The sequence below is a fragment of the Candidatus Hydrogenedentota bacterium genome, assembly GCA_016791475.1.
Lineage (GTDB): Bacteria > Hydrogenedentota > Hydrogenedentia > Hydrogenedentales > JAEUWI01 > JAEUWI01.
This window is the reverse complement of record JAEUWI010000039.1, coordinates 1-16,563: the sequence shown is the minus strand read 5'-3', so window position 1 is coordinate 16,563 and position 16,563 is coordinate 1. Positions and strand designations below refer to the sequence as shown.

Sequence of the window (16,563 nt, the reverse complement as noted above, 5' to 3'; positions counted from 1 at the left end):
TTACACACTGTCCAGGCAAAAAGAGAACTATGGGTGCCACCCCTTGACGGGACACCCATCCCGCCGTATACTTTTCTTACCCGCCTTGGCGGCGTCCCAATGCAGGACGTGGGTTGATGTTTCGTCAACCGGGCTACCAGGCCTTCGGTGAAAGTTCGTGCACTCGTCGCACGAGTAGCAGGGCGGGTTTGGCGCCGGAGCAATCCGGCGCCACTGTTCATTAAAGCACTCGGGAGGAATTCGGGATGTCCCTCTTTTCATGGCTGACGGGTGGGGGAGGGCGAACGCCGGAGGAACTCGCGGCGCGGGTCGGACTGCCCTTGTCCGAACTGGAGACGGCGCCCATTCGCTACCACGCCTTTGAACTGCCCAAGCGAAGCGGAGGCACCCGCACCATCCACGCACCGGACCCCGCGCTAAAAAACATCCAGCGCCAGATTTACCGTCGCGTACTGAAGCGTATGCCCGTCCACGCCGCCGTTACCGGCTTCCGCCCCGGCTATTCCATCGCGAGCAACGCCGCATGCCACACGGGCCAGGCGGTCGTCGTGCGGATGGACATCAAGGACTTCTTCGGCTCCACCACGGCCAAGCGCGTGGAGAAGTACTTTCGTCACCTCGGATGGAACAAGGCTGCGGCCGCGTTACTCACACGCCTGTGTACCCACGAGGGCGCGCTGCCCCAGGGCGCGCCGACCAGCCCCGTGCTGGCCAACGCCGTAAACTTCCAGATGGACGCACGCCTCGCCGGACTGGCCCGAAAGCACGGCGCGGTCTACACGCGCTACGCCGACGATCTCACCTTTTCCTTCGCGAAAGATAATCACAACAGCATCGAGCACATCATCTGCTGTACAAAGGACATCGTCCTGGATAGTGGCGGCTACAAACTCCACCAGAAGCGGAAGCTTCGCATCCGTCGGCGACATCAGCAGCAGAACGTGACCGGACTCGTGGTGAACGAGCGCATTACCTTGCCGCGCAAGACCCGCCGCTGGCTCCGTGCGGTCGATCATCGAATGGCGCATGGGGGAGAGGCGACCCTCACCCCGCAACAGCGCCAGGGTTGGGCCGCGCTGGAGCACATGATCGCCGCCCATCGTGATCCTACGAGGCAGGCGAGGTGAACGCGCAACGGGCTCTCGATGCCTTGCCGGGTTGGCGTCGGCTCAGTCCTTTCGATCGGGTACGGTCAGTTCGCGGTACAGGATCTCCTCGGCCCCGTCCCGGTTCGCTTCCGCGATCACGCCGCCCGTCGCATCATAGATCGTCGAACCTCCTGGACAATCCAGTCCCTGGCTGTTGCCGACGCGATTCGCCACCAGCGTAATCGCGCCAAACCGGGCCACGTGGCCCGGATAGGCATCAAAGGTCTTAGCGGCGCGGTTAATCGGGAAGAACACGAGTTCCGGTTTGAGGTCTGACACCCGCTGGATGCAACGCGGTGCGTCGGCATCGGCGCAGATCAGGCACGTGGCGCGAATTCCATCGATCTCGAAAATCCGGGGGCCATCGCCGGGATCGAACCGGGCAATCTCATTGCGGAATCCAGGGTCTTCCTTGTGCTTGAACAGCCACGTCTTTCGATATTTCTCGACGAAGCCCTTCGGCCCGAAAAACGCATAAGCGATATAGCGGCGGTCTTCCTCTTTCTCGGGTAGTCCAAAGGCGATGTAACAGCCCAGCTCCCGGGCGAGGGATTCAATTCGACGGCAGGAGGGACCACCGGGAACTTCCTCCAGCGCCGCACTCACATCTTCCAGATAGTCCGTGGTGGAAAGTTCGTGAAACATCACGAAGCGGGCGCCTTTCGCGGCGGCCTCGCGGGCCAGGCGCTCCATGGCGTCCAGATTCCGCTGCACCTCGCCTGGCACCGCGTCAAACTGCACCAAAGCGACCCGAACCGTTCGATCGGCAGGAACTTCTTCCGCCAATGTCGAAGTTAGCCACAGTACTCCGTTCAGCAGGAGTGCGAGCGTCAATCGTGAAGTGACTCGAAACATGACCGGGATCTCCAGAGGGACTCAAATCTACCACAGAGGCTGGACCGGGGCAACCATTCTAGAGCGCGTGAGTGGCGACGTTTAAGTCCATGAAGTCCGCATCAAGGGACGGTTATTCAGCGCCGTGACCCGCGCACACTTCCATAAAGCAACCGCGCAGCCAGCCATGAACCGGGTCGCCGTCCATGCGAGGATGCCAGAGTAACGACACCATGATCTCTGGAATGGTCACCGGCAGGGGAAAGGTGTACATCCCGCTGCGGAGCACGCCCGTGTGTCGTTCGGGGACCGTGGCGATAAGGTCGGTCTCGCGGGCAAGGGCCATGGCCGTTGAGAAGCCCCCAACGATGGTGACAACATTCCGCGCCAAACCAAGGGTCTCCAGGGCCGAATCGATGGGACCCTGCTTCGTTCCCTTGCGGGCCACGCTGATGTGCCTGCCTTCCGCATAACGCTTGACCGTGATTATGCCCTCCGTGATTGGGTGACCCGTGCGCACCACCCCCACGAAGCGATCGCGAAACAAGCCCTGTGCCCGCACCTCGGGGCCCATGGTTTTTCCCACCACGCCGGTTTCGAGGTCGACTAACCCATCGCGAAGCAGTGTGCTGTCTTTGTCCACCTTCTGCATGAAGCGTAGCCGAATCTCCGGAGCTTCGTCTGAAATGCGCGTAAGGAGTGCGGGGCCAAAGTTCTCCACGAAGCCTTCGCTCGTGCGAATCGTGAACGTCCGGCTCACCCCTTTCAGGTCGGGTCGCTCCACCGGGCGCAGCACCGCTTCCGAATCCTGCACAAGTTGGCGCACCCGTTCGCGGAGCTCCACCGCGCGGGGCGTGGGCACGAGACCCCGACCCGCCTTGACCAGAAGCGGGTCGCCCGTCACCGTGCGGAGTCGCGCCAAGGCGCGGCTCATGGCCGACGGACTCAGGTGGAGTCGGTCGGCCGCCCGGGCCACGCTGCCTTCGGCCAGCAGCACGTCGAGCGTGACGAGTAGATTTAAGTCGGGTGTGGTCATAATTCAATTATCACATTATACGCAATAAGGCGTCAAGCGCACTTATGGCCTGCAAGCCATGCTATTTACGCCATGCATCCAGTGCGGCTAAGATTCACGCAGTACGCTTCCAACGTGGCAGGAGCACCGAGAAAGGACCAAACATGGCTATAAGCGCAGAAACCAGTATCAGACTCCGAAGCGGAGAGGCGGGTGAAGCAGTCGCGGGGAGTCCGACGCAGGAAGCTTCGATCCGGGGGCCGCTGGCCGCTCTTTCGCTCTCCATGCTCCTTTCCTCCCTCGGCACCAGCATTGCGAACGTCGCCCTGCCGACTATCGCCCAGGCCTTCGGCGCTTCCTTTCAGGCGACCCAATGGGTCGTTATCGCGTACCTCCTAGCGATCACAACCCTGATCGTCAGTGTTGGACGCCTCAGCGACCTCGTTGGGAGCCGGAATCTCTTGCTTGTCGGCGTGTCGCTCTTCACGCTGTCCGCAGGGCTTTGTGGCGCGGCACCTTCCCTCGGCGTGCTCATTGTCGCCCGCGCGGCGCAGGGCCTAGGGGCCGCATCCATGATGGCCCTCACCATGTCCATGGTGGCGGGGATCGTGCCGGGCGCACGGCTGGGCAGCGCCATGGGACTTCTCGCGACCATGTCCGCCGTGGGCACCGCCCTCGGGCCTTCCCTCGGCGGCGTCTTGATCGCAGCCTTCGGCTGGCGGGCCATCTTCTTCGTCAATGTGCCTCTGGGCGTGCTCGCTTTGACCCTCGCGTATTACTGCCTGAGCACTGACCGTGTCGTGACAAGAACCAGGGCGAAGGAGTTCGACATCGCGGGCACCGTACTGCTTGCCCTCAGCCTGGCCACCTATGCACTTGCCATGACCGTAGGTCGAGGAAGCTTTGGCGCGCTCAACGCCGCCCTGTTGTTGGCTGCGGGATTGGGAACGGCCCTTCTCATATTCGTCGAGAGGCGTACATCATCGCCGCTCATTCGCCCCGCCATGTTCCGCGATCCGGTGCTGCGCTCCGGACTCGCCACGAGCGCTGCCGTCTCCACCGTGATGATGGCCACCATGGTGGTTGGCCCCTTTTACCTCACTCGGGCCCTGGGGCTCGATTCGGCCACGGCAGGTCTCATGCTTTCGGTTGGGCCCCTGGTGGTCGCGTTGACCGGAATGCCCGCCGGTCGCTTGACGGACCGCTTCGGCGCGCCGCCCATGACCATCGCCGGCCTTCTCACCATCGCGGCGGGCTCCCTGGCGATGGCGGTCGCACCCGTGAACTTCGGTATCCCCGGTTTCGTCGTCCCCCTCGCGATGATGACCATCGGTTATGCCCTCTTTCAGACGGCCAACAACACCGCCGTCATGTCGGACATCGAAGCCGAGCGGCGGGGCGTCGTCTCGGGCATGCTCAACCTTGCCCGCAACCTCGGACTCATCACCGGCGCATCCGCCATGGGCGCGGTCTTCGCCCTGGCCTCCGGTGAGCCCGACGTCGCTACCGCCCGCCCGGACAGTGTGGCTCATGGCATGGGGGTGACCTGCGCCGTGGCCTTCGTCCTGATTGTGCTCGCGATTGCCATCGCGGTTGACGGCCGTCTCACAGGGAGGCCATCCCGACGATGACTTCGCTCCCGCGTAACCAAAACGGGCGCTCCCGATCTTCGGGAGCGCCCGCTGCATTTCAATTCACTCGATTACAGACCGATGCAGTAGAGCATCTCCTGGCGTTGGGCGTCTTCGCCCTGGGCCACGCGCATGTAAATCTGGTTCCCGCAGATCGCCGGGGTCGCCTGGACCTCGTCCGCCGTTACGGTGTTTTCGCCGACCAATTCAAAGCCCGACGGGCTCGCCTTGAAAATGTGTGTGGTGCCCTTGTTGTCCGTGGCGAAGATTTGCTCGCCCACCAGAATCGGCGACGCCGCAAAATTCCCGCCGAGACGGTGCTCCCACTTCTGTGTGCCATCGGCCATGTCGTAGCAGAGCACTTCGCCCGAATCCGTCACCGCGTAGAGATGGCCGCCATGGACCAGCATGGAGGGTACATAAACCTGCGTGTCGTTCTTCCAGCGCAGTTCGCCCGAACCGTCGCCCTTCACCACCGAAATGTGCTTGGTCGGATAGCCGCCACTGGTCACCACCGCCTCGCCGTCGGAAACGAGGGAGGTCACGCACTCGGTAGTCGCGCCTTCGACCTCCCAGTTGAGCTTTCCGGTCAGGGGCTCATAGCTGGAAATGCGATCACAACCAAATAGCAACACCTGGTCCCGGCCCGCAACATTCAAGATGATGGGGGAGGTGTAGTTGGGCAGCTCCGGGCGCTTCTGGCTCCAGACCGGGGCGCCGGTCACCCGATCAAAGGCGGCCAGCGCGCCACCGGCCTTATGATCCGCCGAAACGATCACCAGCGGTCCGTAGAGCGCGGGGGAGGCGCCGTAGCCCTGATGCACCACAAAATCACTCACCTTCTGCTGCCAGAGCTGCTTGCCCTCCAGATCCAGCGCGGTAAGAATGATCGCATTGTTGTTTAAGAAGGGGATAAACACCCGTTCGCCATCGCAGGCCACCGTGGCCGACGCCTTGGTCGACCGTACATGACCCTGGCGCCCCTCGGAGGCAAAGCCGCCTTTGTGCACGTCCGTCTTCCAGCGCTGCTCACCCGTTTTCCGGTCGTAGCACAGCACCGACTGAATTTCCTGGGCCTCGTCCGCCGTGGCCACGAAGATCCGGTCGCCCACCACCGTCGGCGACCCATGACCGCGACCCGGCACGGGACTCTTCCACAACACATTCTTTTCTTCCGACCACTGCAGCGGCGGCGTCTGGCTGGCCTCCGCCTCGCCGTTTCGGCTCGGTCCACGCCACCAGGCCCAGTCCGTCGAGGCCAGGGACATGCCCGCGTCCGCGGAGGCCTCCGCTTGGACTGGCAGCGATCCATGAAAGAGCACCGCAAGCGCGGCGACCGAAAGCAATACTCTGAACGACATGTAGAATCTCCCTGAATAATAAACCTGCCCGGCATCGATCCCGCGCCCGCAGGAACGCCATGGACTTCGAGTTTCCATCAGAATACCGGGTTCACGCGGGGGTTGCAAGAACGGCAACCTGAGGAAGAGCCCCTTAGTCGTATGGTAGAGATCAGGACGCCGGTTGCGTCAGCCGCCCCCTGACCGTGCGATGCCCGGGGACGTACCGCTGCGCCGTGCTCCCGCATCTCCAACGGCACCGCGCTCTTCCGCAACACCTCGTCGTGCAAGACTCACCATGGTGCGGCGGCGTGCTGACGGGAGCCATGCCAATGCCCCCTGGGCCGCCGGGTCTACCACGAGGCCAACGACCGAGTTAACGTCGGGGTTGCAGGATCGCAGTTCGGAATTCCGCGCGCCGCGATTTTTCCCACTTTCGCCCGGGTCACAGCGAAACTGACACCCCAGTGGTGCCGGGCGTTACAGTAGCAGAACCACACCGGGTGCCAGGACCAGCGCAATGGGAGGAATGACGCCATGGGGCAATTTCGGAAGTGTCTGATACTCGGCTTATTCTCTCTCGCAGGGTTGAATGCCGGTACTGCGGAGGAAGTGGGGGAGCCGCTGCCCACCTTCGACGAAGTCATAACCCTGGTCCAGCAGGCGGCGACCAGGCGCGACGCGTTGCTTGAGCATTCCAAAGGTGCTTGTATGGTCCGGAGCCAGCGGGGTGAACCCTGGGGCGAGTCGGAGAGGTACAAGCATCTGGAGCCGGACGACACGGGAGCCGTCTGGCCTTCCGATCGGATTGAAACGGTCCAGTGGGCGCAGAGCGGCCCACGCCATCGCTTCGACTACACCTACGACGTCAAACGGAAAGCCTCGAGTGGCTGGACAATCCTTTCGAAGCGGGTATCCTTCGACGACTCGATCGAGCGCATATATGAGTCGGATATCCAGACGGGCTTCGTCAAGCTGCCGACACGCTTCGGTAACTTTATCCAGCTCCCCAACACCTTCGATATCGACTACTTCTATGGAAAGTCGAAAGTCGCTCCGGAGCGGCTCCTTCCACGCCTCCGGGAGGTTGGCTATGAGCCGGAAATCAAGCGCAGCCTGATTCACGGTATCCCCTGTATCTACCTCGCCTTCTACCGTAACTTTCCCGTCACCGGAGGCTATCAGGACAAGTCGGAATACCTCAGTGGCTTCCACATCGCCCCGGCGCTGAACTATAGCCTGATCAAGGCGGTCAGCGTACACCAATCGTTCTTCAAGTCTCGTATTCGGAGCTACGAAGTGATTGAATGGCTGGCAAGCTACCGGGAATCGGAATCCCAGCCCGGCATCTGGCTGCTGGAAAATCTGACTGCGTCGGAAAAGGCGGCCGGGGGCGGATTGGACCAGCCAATGTATGAGAAAATGACCGTGCTGTTCGCCCAGACCGATATTACCGACCAAATCCCGCAGGAGCATTTCACCTTCCGCGGCATGGGATTGCCCGAGGATGCCGCAATCTACGATGTGCGCTTTGCCGAGACTCCGGTTCCCCTGATGGAGCGGGAGGGAAGCTTACTGCCGCACCCCGACGTCCAACCCTGGTCCATGCCGTCTGAGATGTTTGATGGTAACTGGGTTGTCGCCCCGGAATTCCCCCGATTGGCGCAGGAGATCTCCAGCCTGTCCTGGCCGCAACTGGAAGCCCAGGTATTCAACCGCGCGGAGGCCCACGCGCCCTATCCCAGAGCCTTTCGCATGCTGGCCCTTAATCGCTATCGCAAGACTGAGGAACAGCAGGGAAAAGCACGCGCCCTGCTTGAGCATGGCCTCGCCATGCAGGACGACGTCATCGTCCAAGGCATGATTCGCCCCGCTTTTCCGTCACAGTCCGCCAAGACCTACTGGGCGGACTGGGGCGCCACGGCACAGGCGATTATCGAGGAGACCATGGACCAGACGCAGGAACACGTTACACCCCTTCACGTGGAAGCACTCCATCGATCCATTACCGTGATGCTGCCGGAAACACGACGACTCACGGGCGAGCGCCCTGTCGGATTCGAGAAGGCCTTCCGGCTCCTGAACCGTTGTATGGCGCACCCGGATGAACGGGTGCGTATCGCCGCAGTGAAGTATCTTCCCACCCGGAATCTGGACGATCCCGAGCTACTGGGCGAAATGGAATCCGCACTTCGCGCGTTCCTTGACGCGCGGGACGTGGGAGGGATCGAGCCGGACCTGCAGTCACCGGCGCGAACCAAACTTGACGCGATTCACACGCTGCGGGTGTTCTCCGCAGGAGAATGACCCCGCCATGCACGGAGAAACTTCCCGAAGTGCACAAGACCGGTGGATTGGTTTGAATTTAGCCCATAGCTAAAAAGATGCTCTGCCAGTCCCGGTCCAGATCCCTCGGAACCCGACCAGTCAACATACGAGAGGCGCCCCCGGCAGGCGTGGGGGATAAGTTCACCTTGTAGCAATGCACCGATGTCGCGCCATTGCGCGCCGCTGCGCCATCGGGTTATCGGCGCCGTGAGGTTCTGGCCGAAGTTTCCCGCGTAGCGTCCTGAAGAGAACGCTCGTCCACAGGGTTCTTGCACTGGGCAGTAAACGACACCGGTTCAATAATTACGTCGCCATCGGATTGACCGTCAACATCGTGGGCATCGCTCCGTGAGGCCCGCACCGTGGAAAAGGTGCGGGTCGGCCGGACGAGCGCAGTGGTCATTCCAGGGCACCTGCGGAACTTGGCAAGAACCGGCACAAGCATCCAGAGTTATCCCAGCGCACGTACTTTCCTGAAGCTCTAGAGCGTCTGATAATATATATTATGTAGCCAATAGAGAGATCTTTTTGTATGCTCCATCATAAAGCATTCATATCAACCCCAGGAAGCGCCGACACCAAGCTTGCCTCCTTCGATTTCCCGTGTCATATAATGACCTAATCCACTCCATTATAACACCCAATCTAAGTTGTTTTCTTGTAATGCATTCCCGAGCTAACTCCTAAACAAAGCAAGGTCTCCTGGGACGGATTTTCAGTGGTTCTGCGGAGGTGTGCAAAATTGCAGCAGCAGTGACGGGAGTACGGAGAACATGGCCTGGAGCCAGGAATGAGGGGCGTATGGCTGCCCTGCGGGGTGCCCAAACGGACACAGTTCTCCCAGGGGTGGATTTAGTGGGAGAACAAGGAGGAGAAATAAAAATGGAGCGGGACACGGGGATCGAACCCGCGGCATCCAGCTTGGGAAGCTGGCACTCTACCAACTGAGTTAGTCCCGCTCACGAGGTGGAGAAAGAATAGCACCTGCACCGGGCCGTGTCAAGTATAGTCAGGTCCCGGATTTTCTCTTAGAGCCGACCCAACAGAAGGACCGGGGCCGTACCAGCCCCACCGAATCACAACCAGCCTGCACTAGGGGGCTTTGCGCCGCCAGCGTCCACCTCCGAAGAGACGGGCCTGTATCTCACGGCTTCTCGAAGGCATGGGAGCAATTCACGCGGGCGGAGAATCCGCCCTACCGCAGGTTACCCTGCCGCACTCATGAGGAAGCCTCATCAACGTCTGATAATATACTGGCGTGGTGCCTGGCTTGCCATTCAGCCTGGTGCTGACACCCGCCCGGGAAGTACGAATCGGTCGCACCACTTCACACGTAAATCCCCCCGCTGAAGGTCAGGTCCCGCTCGATTTCGACATTGATGCAGGCCGCCTTTCCCGAGGCAAAAGCCCGCTCCAGCGCTGGCCGAATCTGGTCGGGCTGGGTCACGTACTCCCCATGTCCCCCCATCGCCTCCACGATCTTGTCGTAGCGCGTGTAGTTGAGCTGGGTCGCCACGGGCGGTTTCCCCGGGAAAAAGGCGAGCTGGGGACGCATCATCTGGCCCCAGGCGGCATCATTCCCCACGATGCCAACGATGGGCAGATTGAAGCGGATGGCGGTGTCGAACTCGAAGCCATTCAGCCCGAAACTGCCGTCGCCATACACGATTAGGACCCGCTTGTCGGGGTGTGCCTTCTGGGCGGCCAGGGCGAAGGGCATGCCAACACCGAGGGTTCCCAGCGGGCCCGGATCCATCCAGAACCCGTTTCTCGGCAGCGGCAGGACCTTGGCCGTTTTGGCCACGATATCTCCCCCATCCCCGATGACAATCATATCGTCGTTCACAAAGTCGGCAATCTCCCGGCATAACCGCTCGGCATGAATGGGCACCTGCGTGCTGGCGGCGGCGACACTCGCCTCGGCGCCCTTCGCGTCCTCCTCGGCGCGAAGCATGGCCGAATAGCCGGAGAAGTCCAGGACCATCTTCTCGGAGACCATAGCGCTTGTCAGGGCCTCAAAGGTACAGGCAAGATTGCCCACCAGCGCCACGTCCGATGGACGGTTCTGGCCGATGAGGGTATTATCCATCTCCATCTGGATGATCCGGGCACCCTTCGGGATCGACTCCCCGAAGGCCAGGCGAAAATCGAGCACCGCACCCGCCAGTATGACCAGGTCGCACTGCTCCATAGCCTTGCGCCGTGTGCGATTGAAAAGGTGCCGGGAATCCCGGGGCAGTGTCCCCCGCCCCATGCCGTTTGCAAATGCCGGGATGTTGGTAACATCGAGAAACTCGGTCATGGCGACTTGCGCCTGTGACCACTTCACACTGGTCCCCGCCATCAGCATGGGCTTCTCCGCCTTGGAAAGCAGATCCAGTGCGGCGCGAACCGTCTTCGGGTCCGGTGTTATCGACGGCGGCTGGGTGGATATCCGGGGTATGTCCACGTCCCACTTTGCTTCCGCCATGAGAATATCCATGGGGATTTCCAGGAACACAGGCCCCGGAATGCCGGAGACCGCGTGGCGCATGGCCAATTCGATGTATTCCGGCAGGCGCTCCGTCTGATAACATGCGTCGGCCCACTTGGTGATGGGGCGCATCAGGGCCACGTGGTCCATTTCCTGCAACGAGCCCTTGCCCCGGTTGGCAAAAGGCCCCTGGCCGCCGATGAGCAACATGGGCGAATTCGCGCGCCAGGCATTGGCAACCCCGGTCACCGCATCGGTAACCCCCGGCCCCGCCGTCACCAGCGCCACCCCGATGCTGCCGGGGCGCACGCGCGACCAGGCATCGGCCGCATGCGCGGCAGCCTGCTCGTGGCGCACGTCGATTATCTCGATGCCCTCGTCCTGACAACCGTCATAGATGGGCATGATATGCCCGCCGCTGAGGGTGAATACGCACTCCACCCCCGCCGATTTCAGTGCTCGGGCCACCAGTTGTCCGCCGTGCATCCGCATATCTCCTCAAGAACTGCGTTCCAGGCGCCCTATCGCGCCAATGGCCCGCATGGGAACATGTTCGTGGGGGTCAAGTCAACGTGATACAGCGCGGGAGAGTTCAACCCTCAATCGCCGGCAGAAAAAGCCAGGGATCGTAGATCTCGCCATCGATGAGGACTTCATAGTGCAGGTGGGGAGTCGATGCGTTCCCCGTGGCCCCGACGGTTCCGATGGGATCGCGCTGGTGAACCACGTCGCCGACCGCGACGGAAATCTCATTCATATGGCCGTAAACCGTCCCAACCCCATCTCCATGACTGATTTCCACCACAAGTCCGTACCCACTCCGCGTGCCCGCATAAGTAACTTCGCCGTCCGCAGCCGCCATGATGGGTGTGCCGGTAGGGGCCTTGATGTCCATCCCCTTGTGTTCCTTCTGGCCCCGTGGCCCAAAGCGGGAAATCACCTGGCGGTCCGGATGCTCCACCGGCCAAATGGAGGGCTCTTTGGTCCATTCCGACGCAACATGCTCCTCAGCGGGCGCAAATCGACGAAAACGAACATCGCGCAAGGACTCGGTCTGTACCGACACGGGAGGAATGGGATCAAAAAGTATGGGCTTCCCGGGGTCGGAAGCTTCGGCTTCCGGGATGGACTTGCACCCGGAAATCAGGGACACTAGCATCACGATCACTATTGACCATGCATATGGACGGTTCGGCAGGCAATGAATCATAGCTATTCACGGTACTCCAATTCGCAGATCGTTCCCCGCCCCGAAGCCCCCTGAACGCAGCCCCCTACTCTACCTAAAAAAAAGCCGCGCACGCAAACGGCTTGCGCCACCCGCGTGCGCGGGTCTGAATACTGATCGCTGGAATGAGTGACGCTTACAGCAGGCGGAAGATGAAGGGGTAACGGTAGTTCTCGCCATCCTTCGCCTTGATCGCCGCCATAACCATCAGGATCAAGCCCGCAATGCCGACGAGGGGGGCGAGGACGAAGCCAATCAGCACCATGATGCTAAGCGCCGCGACAAAAATATAGACGGTCAGCGCTATCTGGAAATTTACGGCTTCCTTTCCATGATAGTCGATATAGGCCGATCCCTCCTTTTTCATCTGCCAAAGTACAAGCGGGGCAACGATATTGCCGAAGGGAATCACATACCCCACCAGTCCCAGCAAATGACAAACCATCGCCATGGTCTTTTCATCACTACTTGGTGTCGTATCCATTTTGCTTCCTTCTCCCTGTGTTTGATTTCCTGACCCTGCACCATAGTGTCAAGAGATTATTTCATAGGAACGGGAAGGACTGCAATGAAATGGGCTCGTGGATCGCCACTCAGCGCCGACGGCGCTCCGGAGGTGGCAGGGCCTGACCCGGCGCGCGGTTGTCCATGCGCACCCGCAACTGAGACCAGTCGAGCGCGCGCTCGATTCGGGTATTCTCGGGCTTGAGCTGCTGAAATCGCTCATAGTTGCGGTAGAGGATATTCTCGATCAGCTCCGGGCTGAGGCCCAGGCCGCGCAGGGGCAAGTCGGGCAACAGGGGCGTCTTGTACTGCTCCGTTGAAAGCATGTCCAGATAGGCTTGGGTGCGATCGCGATACCAGGCGTGCTCCTTGGGGCGCAGTGTGGTCACGACATAGTCCGTGCCAAACATGAAGCGCTCGGGAAATTCCTGGAAGAGGGCCCGAAACGCATCGCGATCCGCCGAGACCCGCTGGAGTCCCGATTTCAAATAGTCGTCGTGGCCAAAGCTTATGTCCACATAGAGATTCGGAAAGGTCCTCAGCATCTCGCGGAGACGGGTATGCACCATGGAGGACATGAAGAAGTGGGGTGTGTTTACCTTCAGGTCGGGATTCGCCTTCAACACCTGCACGAACTCGTCCAGAAAACCCGGCTTCGCGGGATTAACATGAAAGCAGACGGGAATATGCGCCTCGGCGAGATAGGCGTAGAGGGGCATCATTCCGGGATCATCCATGGCCACTGGATGAAAGATGTACCTGTTTTCGCGCGAGGTGTAGCCATGGCCGAGGTAGAGCTTCACGCCGGTGGCGCCCTCCCCCACCATCTTTTTCACTTTGTCCAGCTTGGCCGGGTCGGTCGGGTTCACGGTGGGCCAGGCCTCGAAGCGCTCCGGGTGGGCCCGGGCCATCGCCAGTATCGCGGCGTTATTCTCATCGTAGCGGGTGAAACCGGCCCGCTCGTAGAGCGAAATAGTGAACCACGGGCTGCCTACCAGAACCGTCTTCCCCACGCCCAGCGCATCCATCTCCTGAAGCAGCGTGGCGGTGTTTTCCTCGCCCTGGACGTGTTCGTGGACATTGATGATGCGCTTCTCCTCCACCAGGCGGCGGACGGTGGCGCTGGAATCCTGGGCGGGAGCGGGGCCGGCGCCCGTGAAGAGACCGGTGACCAAAGCCCACGGGAGTACGGCGGCCAGAAACGGGGCCGAAAAGAGGACTGCTCTAGTGCGTACAATGCCGCAGGCTGCCAGGTACTTCATGGGGCAGCAGTGTAGCAAGGCGGCACCGGGGCTTCAAGCGGGCGGGATCTCGCTGAAACCTCGAGGCCGCCCGCACTAACGCTCACAGATCAAGGGGCGGCTGCGCTGGTATGCAGACCACTGGGCCGCTCCAGGGAGTCGCGTTCGGTGATGCGGAAATAGAATCCCCAGTTGAGCGCGGCCTGGCCGATCTTCAGCATGACGGTCGACGTGCCCTGGGGCAGAGTCACGGGAATCAGGTCGTTGTCCACGGACACGGCCCGCTCCAGTTTGTTGCTCCAGACTTCGCTTCCGTTGAGAAACACTTTTACGGAGTCGTTGCTTCCCACGCGGAACATGACGTCCCGAGGGCCTTCATCCAGCGTAACCCAGGTCAGCGCGTAGGCACAGGTCCAGTCGGCCTCGTCGAACTCCTTCACCAAGTCCACATAGCCCTGCCACTCGGGGGTGTTGTTCTTTTTCCATGCGACTGTTCGCCCGCCCTTGCCTTCATAACCTGCCGAGAGATCGATAGTCTGCTCTGGCGGATAAACCCGGTCGTGACCGTCCATGCCGAGATTGTCGAAGGGGCCGCAAAGCATCCAGCGGTTGATGAACCCGAATTCCGTCGCAAAGCGATCCGCAATGCCCACCCGGGTCTTCTCGTGGGCGATGTTGGCCAGAATATAGTCCTCATTGATAGCCCACATGCGGTCGATGGTATGGTCGAGTTTCTCCACCGCCCCTTTATAGGCCTCAAATGTGGTGGAAGCGTCGGCGCGCCGAATCTGGAGGTAGGCGTCCATCTGATCGAAGGACAGGCGGACCATCTCCAGCCGCTGCTGGACGGCCGGTGATACACTTTTCGTTTCGGCGGCTTCGAGGGCCTTGCGGCAGCCCTCCACTACGTCGGGTGTGAAGTACCTCGGATAGTCCACAAGCCCCCACTCCGCCTTGCGCTCGATCCCCTGAAAGACCGAGGCCTGCACGCGATAGTAGGCCGCCATCTCCGGGGCGGCATCGCCGAAGAAGACACTTAACATTTCATCAAAAATTCTCGGGCCGTCCTGGGTCGCATCCCACATGAACTGTGCCGCCGTGTAGTAGTTGGGGAAATACGCCGCCCACGAGTCCTGGCCCTCAAAATAGACACCGGCCACGCCGATCTCCTTGTAGGTCGCCATCGCGGCGGCGTTGGACTCCCACATGGGCCAGGGCAGACCACCGCTGTAGGGCACGGGGTCGTACTCGTAAATGTAGACATGCGAAGTCAGCGCGGTCCAGCGCTTGAGCAGCTCTTTGTAGCCCTGGCGTGACGGGCAGAAGGTATCGCCCACGCCATGGGCCGAGCAGAATTCACTGGTCGTCGAAAAGATACAGGTGCGGGGATCCACCGGCGTCTTGACCGGCGGATTGGTGTGATTCCGGTTGTAGGAGTACGTCGTGACGAGGACATCCGGGAATTCATCCTTCAAGCCGTTCAGGACCTGGTTCAGGAACGTCTGATAGCGATCTGCCACGCTCGGCAGGCCGCTCCGGTCCGGGACACCGGAATCCAGCGCCTTGCAATTTTCGCATTCGCAGAAATCCGTGTTGTCATCGGGACACAGCGAATAGGCTTTCGTCTCGGGATGTTCCGCGAGATACTGCTTGATGGATGCAACCACTCCCGCGACCGCTTCGGGGTTGGACGTGCAGATCTGCATTTTCTTCCGCTCGCCCTGGAGCAGGCCGTAGAGCTCGGGTCGTTTATCGAATGGCGCCACCCGTTCCAGTGTCGCGGTCAGATTGTGGCGGTGGTAGATCGGCGGCGACACCATCCGATTGCGGCGCATCCACTCGTCGTGGCGCGCCGCGGCCTCGGGCGAGCTCCCATAGGCGTACCAGATTTCGCGAAAGTTGAAGTCCGGCTTCTCCCGTCGCTCCTGCACGGGCACCGCAATATCCTTCGTCGCAGGCAGGCATTCGCCTATGGCACCCGGCATGACCCAGCGACAGCCCAGATCCCGCAGGAGCGAATAGGTGCCGTGGGACGTGCCCAGAGAACTGCCGCCAAGAATGTAAATCGCCTCGGGCGTTATCTTGAGAAGAAACTCTTCCTCCGCCAGCGCGGGAAGGGCCATGGGCAAATCCGAAAAGTCTTCCGCCTCGCCCACGTAAATCGGCAGAAGCCCCTCCCCCCCCTCACCAGAAAGCGAGGCACCCGACATCCGCAACACGATGGCCGCAAAATCTTCCGCCACCACACGGTTCAGAGTATCGGGGTTGCTGTCGAGCACGATATGGGCCAGCGGCTGACCGTTGCCCACCAGCGCGACCGGCGCCGCCGCCTGAGCGCCAAGACCGGCCCACGCGCAGGACATCATGCAAATGAGTACAGAAAAGTTTCGATGAAACATGGCAAGTCTCTCCTCGCGAGACTATAGAGGAAAAGCCCATCGCAAGACCAGCACCAGCCGAACGGAAAGGGCCGCGCATGCCGTCGGACCAGCCCAGGTTCACCCGAGTTACGGTGAAGTGCTTCATGCGAATAGGGTCGCATCGGCGCACAAAGAAAAAGGACCCGCGCAACATCAGCGCAAGTCCTTTAATTTCAATATGGTACCGGGGAGGGGGGTCGAACCCCTATGGTGTCACCACCGGCGGATTTTGAGTCCGCTGCGTCTGCCAATTTCGCCACCCCGGCGTGGGACGGCAAGTATAGCCTTAGTGTCGCGCTTACTTCAACTCCACGGGGGAGCGCGCTGAGCTATCCCCAGTTTGGTGCAGCCTGTGCGGTGGCCAGTATTTTGAGTGCATCCACGGCGTCCGATATTTTCTG

General features: G+C 60.9%; 11 protein-coding genes and 2 tRNA genes. 3 read left to right on the top strand and 10 right to left on the bottom strand.

Translation table 11 applies throughout. The features are described 5' to 3' along the window. Positions 1-245: 245 nt before the first annotated feature. Positions 246-1,127, top strand: coding sequence for an RNA-directed DNA polymerase (locus tag JNK74_19060; GenBank protein ID MBL7648282.1), 882 nt, complete (start codon positions 246-248; stop codon positions 1,125-1,127). A gap of 42 nt (positions 1,128-1,169) precedes the next feature. Here JNK74_19060 and JNK74_19055 read toward each other — a convergent pair whose 3' ends face one another. Further along, entirely contained in the window at positions 1,170-2,003 is an 834-nt protein-coding gene (locus JNK74_19055; GenBank protein MBL7648281.1) for a carbon-nitrogen hydrolase family protein, read from the bottom strand. A 112-nt stretch (positions 2,004-2,115) separates the two neighbouring features. Further along, complete coding sequence (locus JNK74_19050; GenBank protein ID MBL7648280.1) at positions 2,116-3,018, bottom strand: LysR family transcriptional regulator; 903 nt, start codon at positions 3,016-3,018, stop codon at positions 2,116-2,118. A 44-nt stretch (positions 3,019-3,062) separates the two neighbouring features. Between JNK74_19050 and JNK74_19045 the strand changes: the two genes are divergently transcribed. Next, positions 3,063-4,628, top strand: a complete 1,566-nt coding sequence (locus JNK74_19045) for an MFS transporter (GenBank protein MBL7648279.1) — start codon at positions 3,063-3,065, stop codon at positions 4,626-4,628. Between the two features lie 71 nt (positions 4,629-4,699). Here JNK74_19045 and JNK74_19040 read toward each other — a convergent pair whose 3' ends face one another. Further along, complete coding sequence (locus tag JNK74_19040) at positions 4,700-5,989, bottom strand: PQQ-binding-like beta-propeller repeat protein (protein MBL7648278.1); 1,290 nt, start codon at positions 5,987-5,989, stop codon at positions 4,700-4,702. A gap of 516 nt (positions 5,990-6,505) precedes the next feature. Here JNK74_19040 and JNK74_19035 point away from each other — a divergent pair. Continuing rightward, entirely contained in the window at positions 6,506-8,275 is a 1,770-nt protein-coding gene (locus JNK74_19035) for a hypothetical protein (GenBank protein ID MBL7648277.1), read from the top strand. A 904-nt stretch (positions 8,276-9,179) separates the two neighbouring features. Here JNK74_19035 and JNK74_19030 read toward each other — a convergent pair. From JNK74_19030 to JNK74_19000, 7 genes are all read right to left on the bottom strand, one after another. Beyond that, positions 9,180-9,255: transfer RNA gene (locus JNK74_19030), tRNA-Gly, on the bottom strand. A 368-nt stretch (positions 9,256-9,623) separates the two neighbouring features. After that, positions 9,624-11,255, bottom strand: coding sequence for a hypothetical protein (locus JNK74_19025; protein MBL7648276.1), 1,632 nt, complete (start codon positions 11,253-11,255; stop codon positions 9,624-9,626). Between the two features lie 106 nt (positions 11,256-11,361). Then, a complete protein-coding gene (locus tag JNK74_19020; GenBank protein ID MBL7648275.1) occupies positions 11,362-11,931 on the bottom strand; it encodes a M23 family metallopeptidase in 570 nt (189 codons plus the stop codon). 202 nt (positions 11,932-12,133) lie between these two features. Beyond that, positions 12,134-12,481 (bottom strand): DUF4870 domain-containing protein, encoded by a 348-nt coding sequence (locus JNK74_19015; GenBank protein ID MBL7648274.1) that lies wholly within the window; start codon positions 12,479-12,481, stop codon positions 12,134-12,136. A gap of 109 nt (positions 12,482-12,590) precedes the next feature. Continuing rightward, positions 12,591-13,763, bottom strand: coding sequence for an amidohydrolase (locus JNK74_19010; GenBank protein ID MBL7648273.1), 1,173 nt, complete (start codon positions 13,761-13,763; stop codon positions 12,591-12,593). An 89-nt stretch (positions 13,764-13,852) separates the two neighbouring features. Then, on the bottom strand, positions 13,853-16,141 hold the full coding sequence (locus tag JNK74_19005; protein MBL7648272.1) for a DUF4838 domain-containing protein: 2,289 nt from the start codon (positions 16,139-16,141) through the stop codon (positions 13,853-13,855). Positions 16,142-16,341: 200 nt separating this feature from the next. Further along, positions 16,342-16,428: transfer RNA gene (locus JNK74_19000), tRNA-Leu, on the bottom strand. Positions 16,429-16,563: the final 135 nt, after the last annotated feature.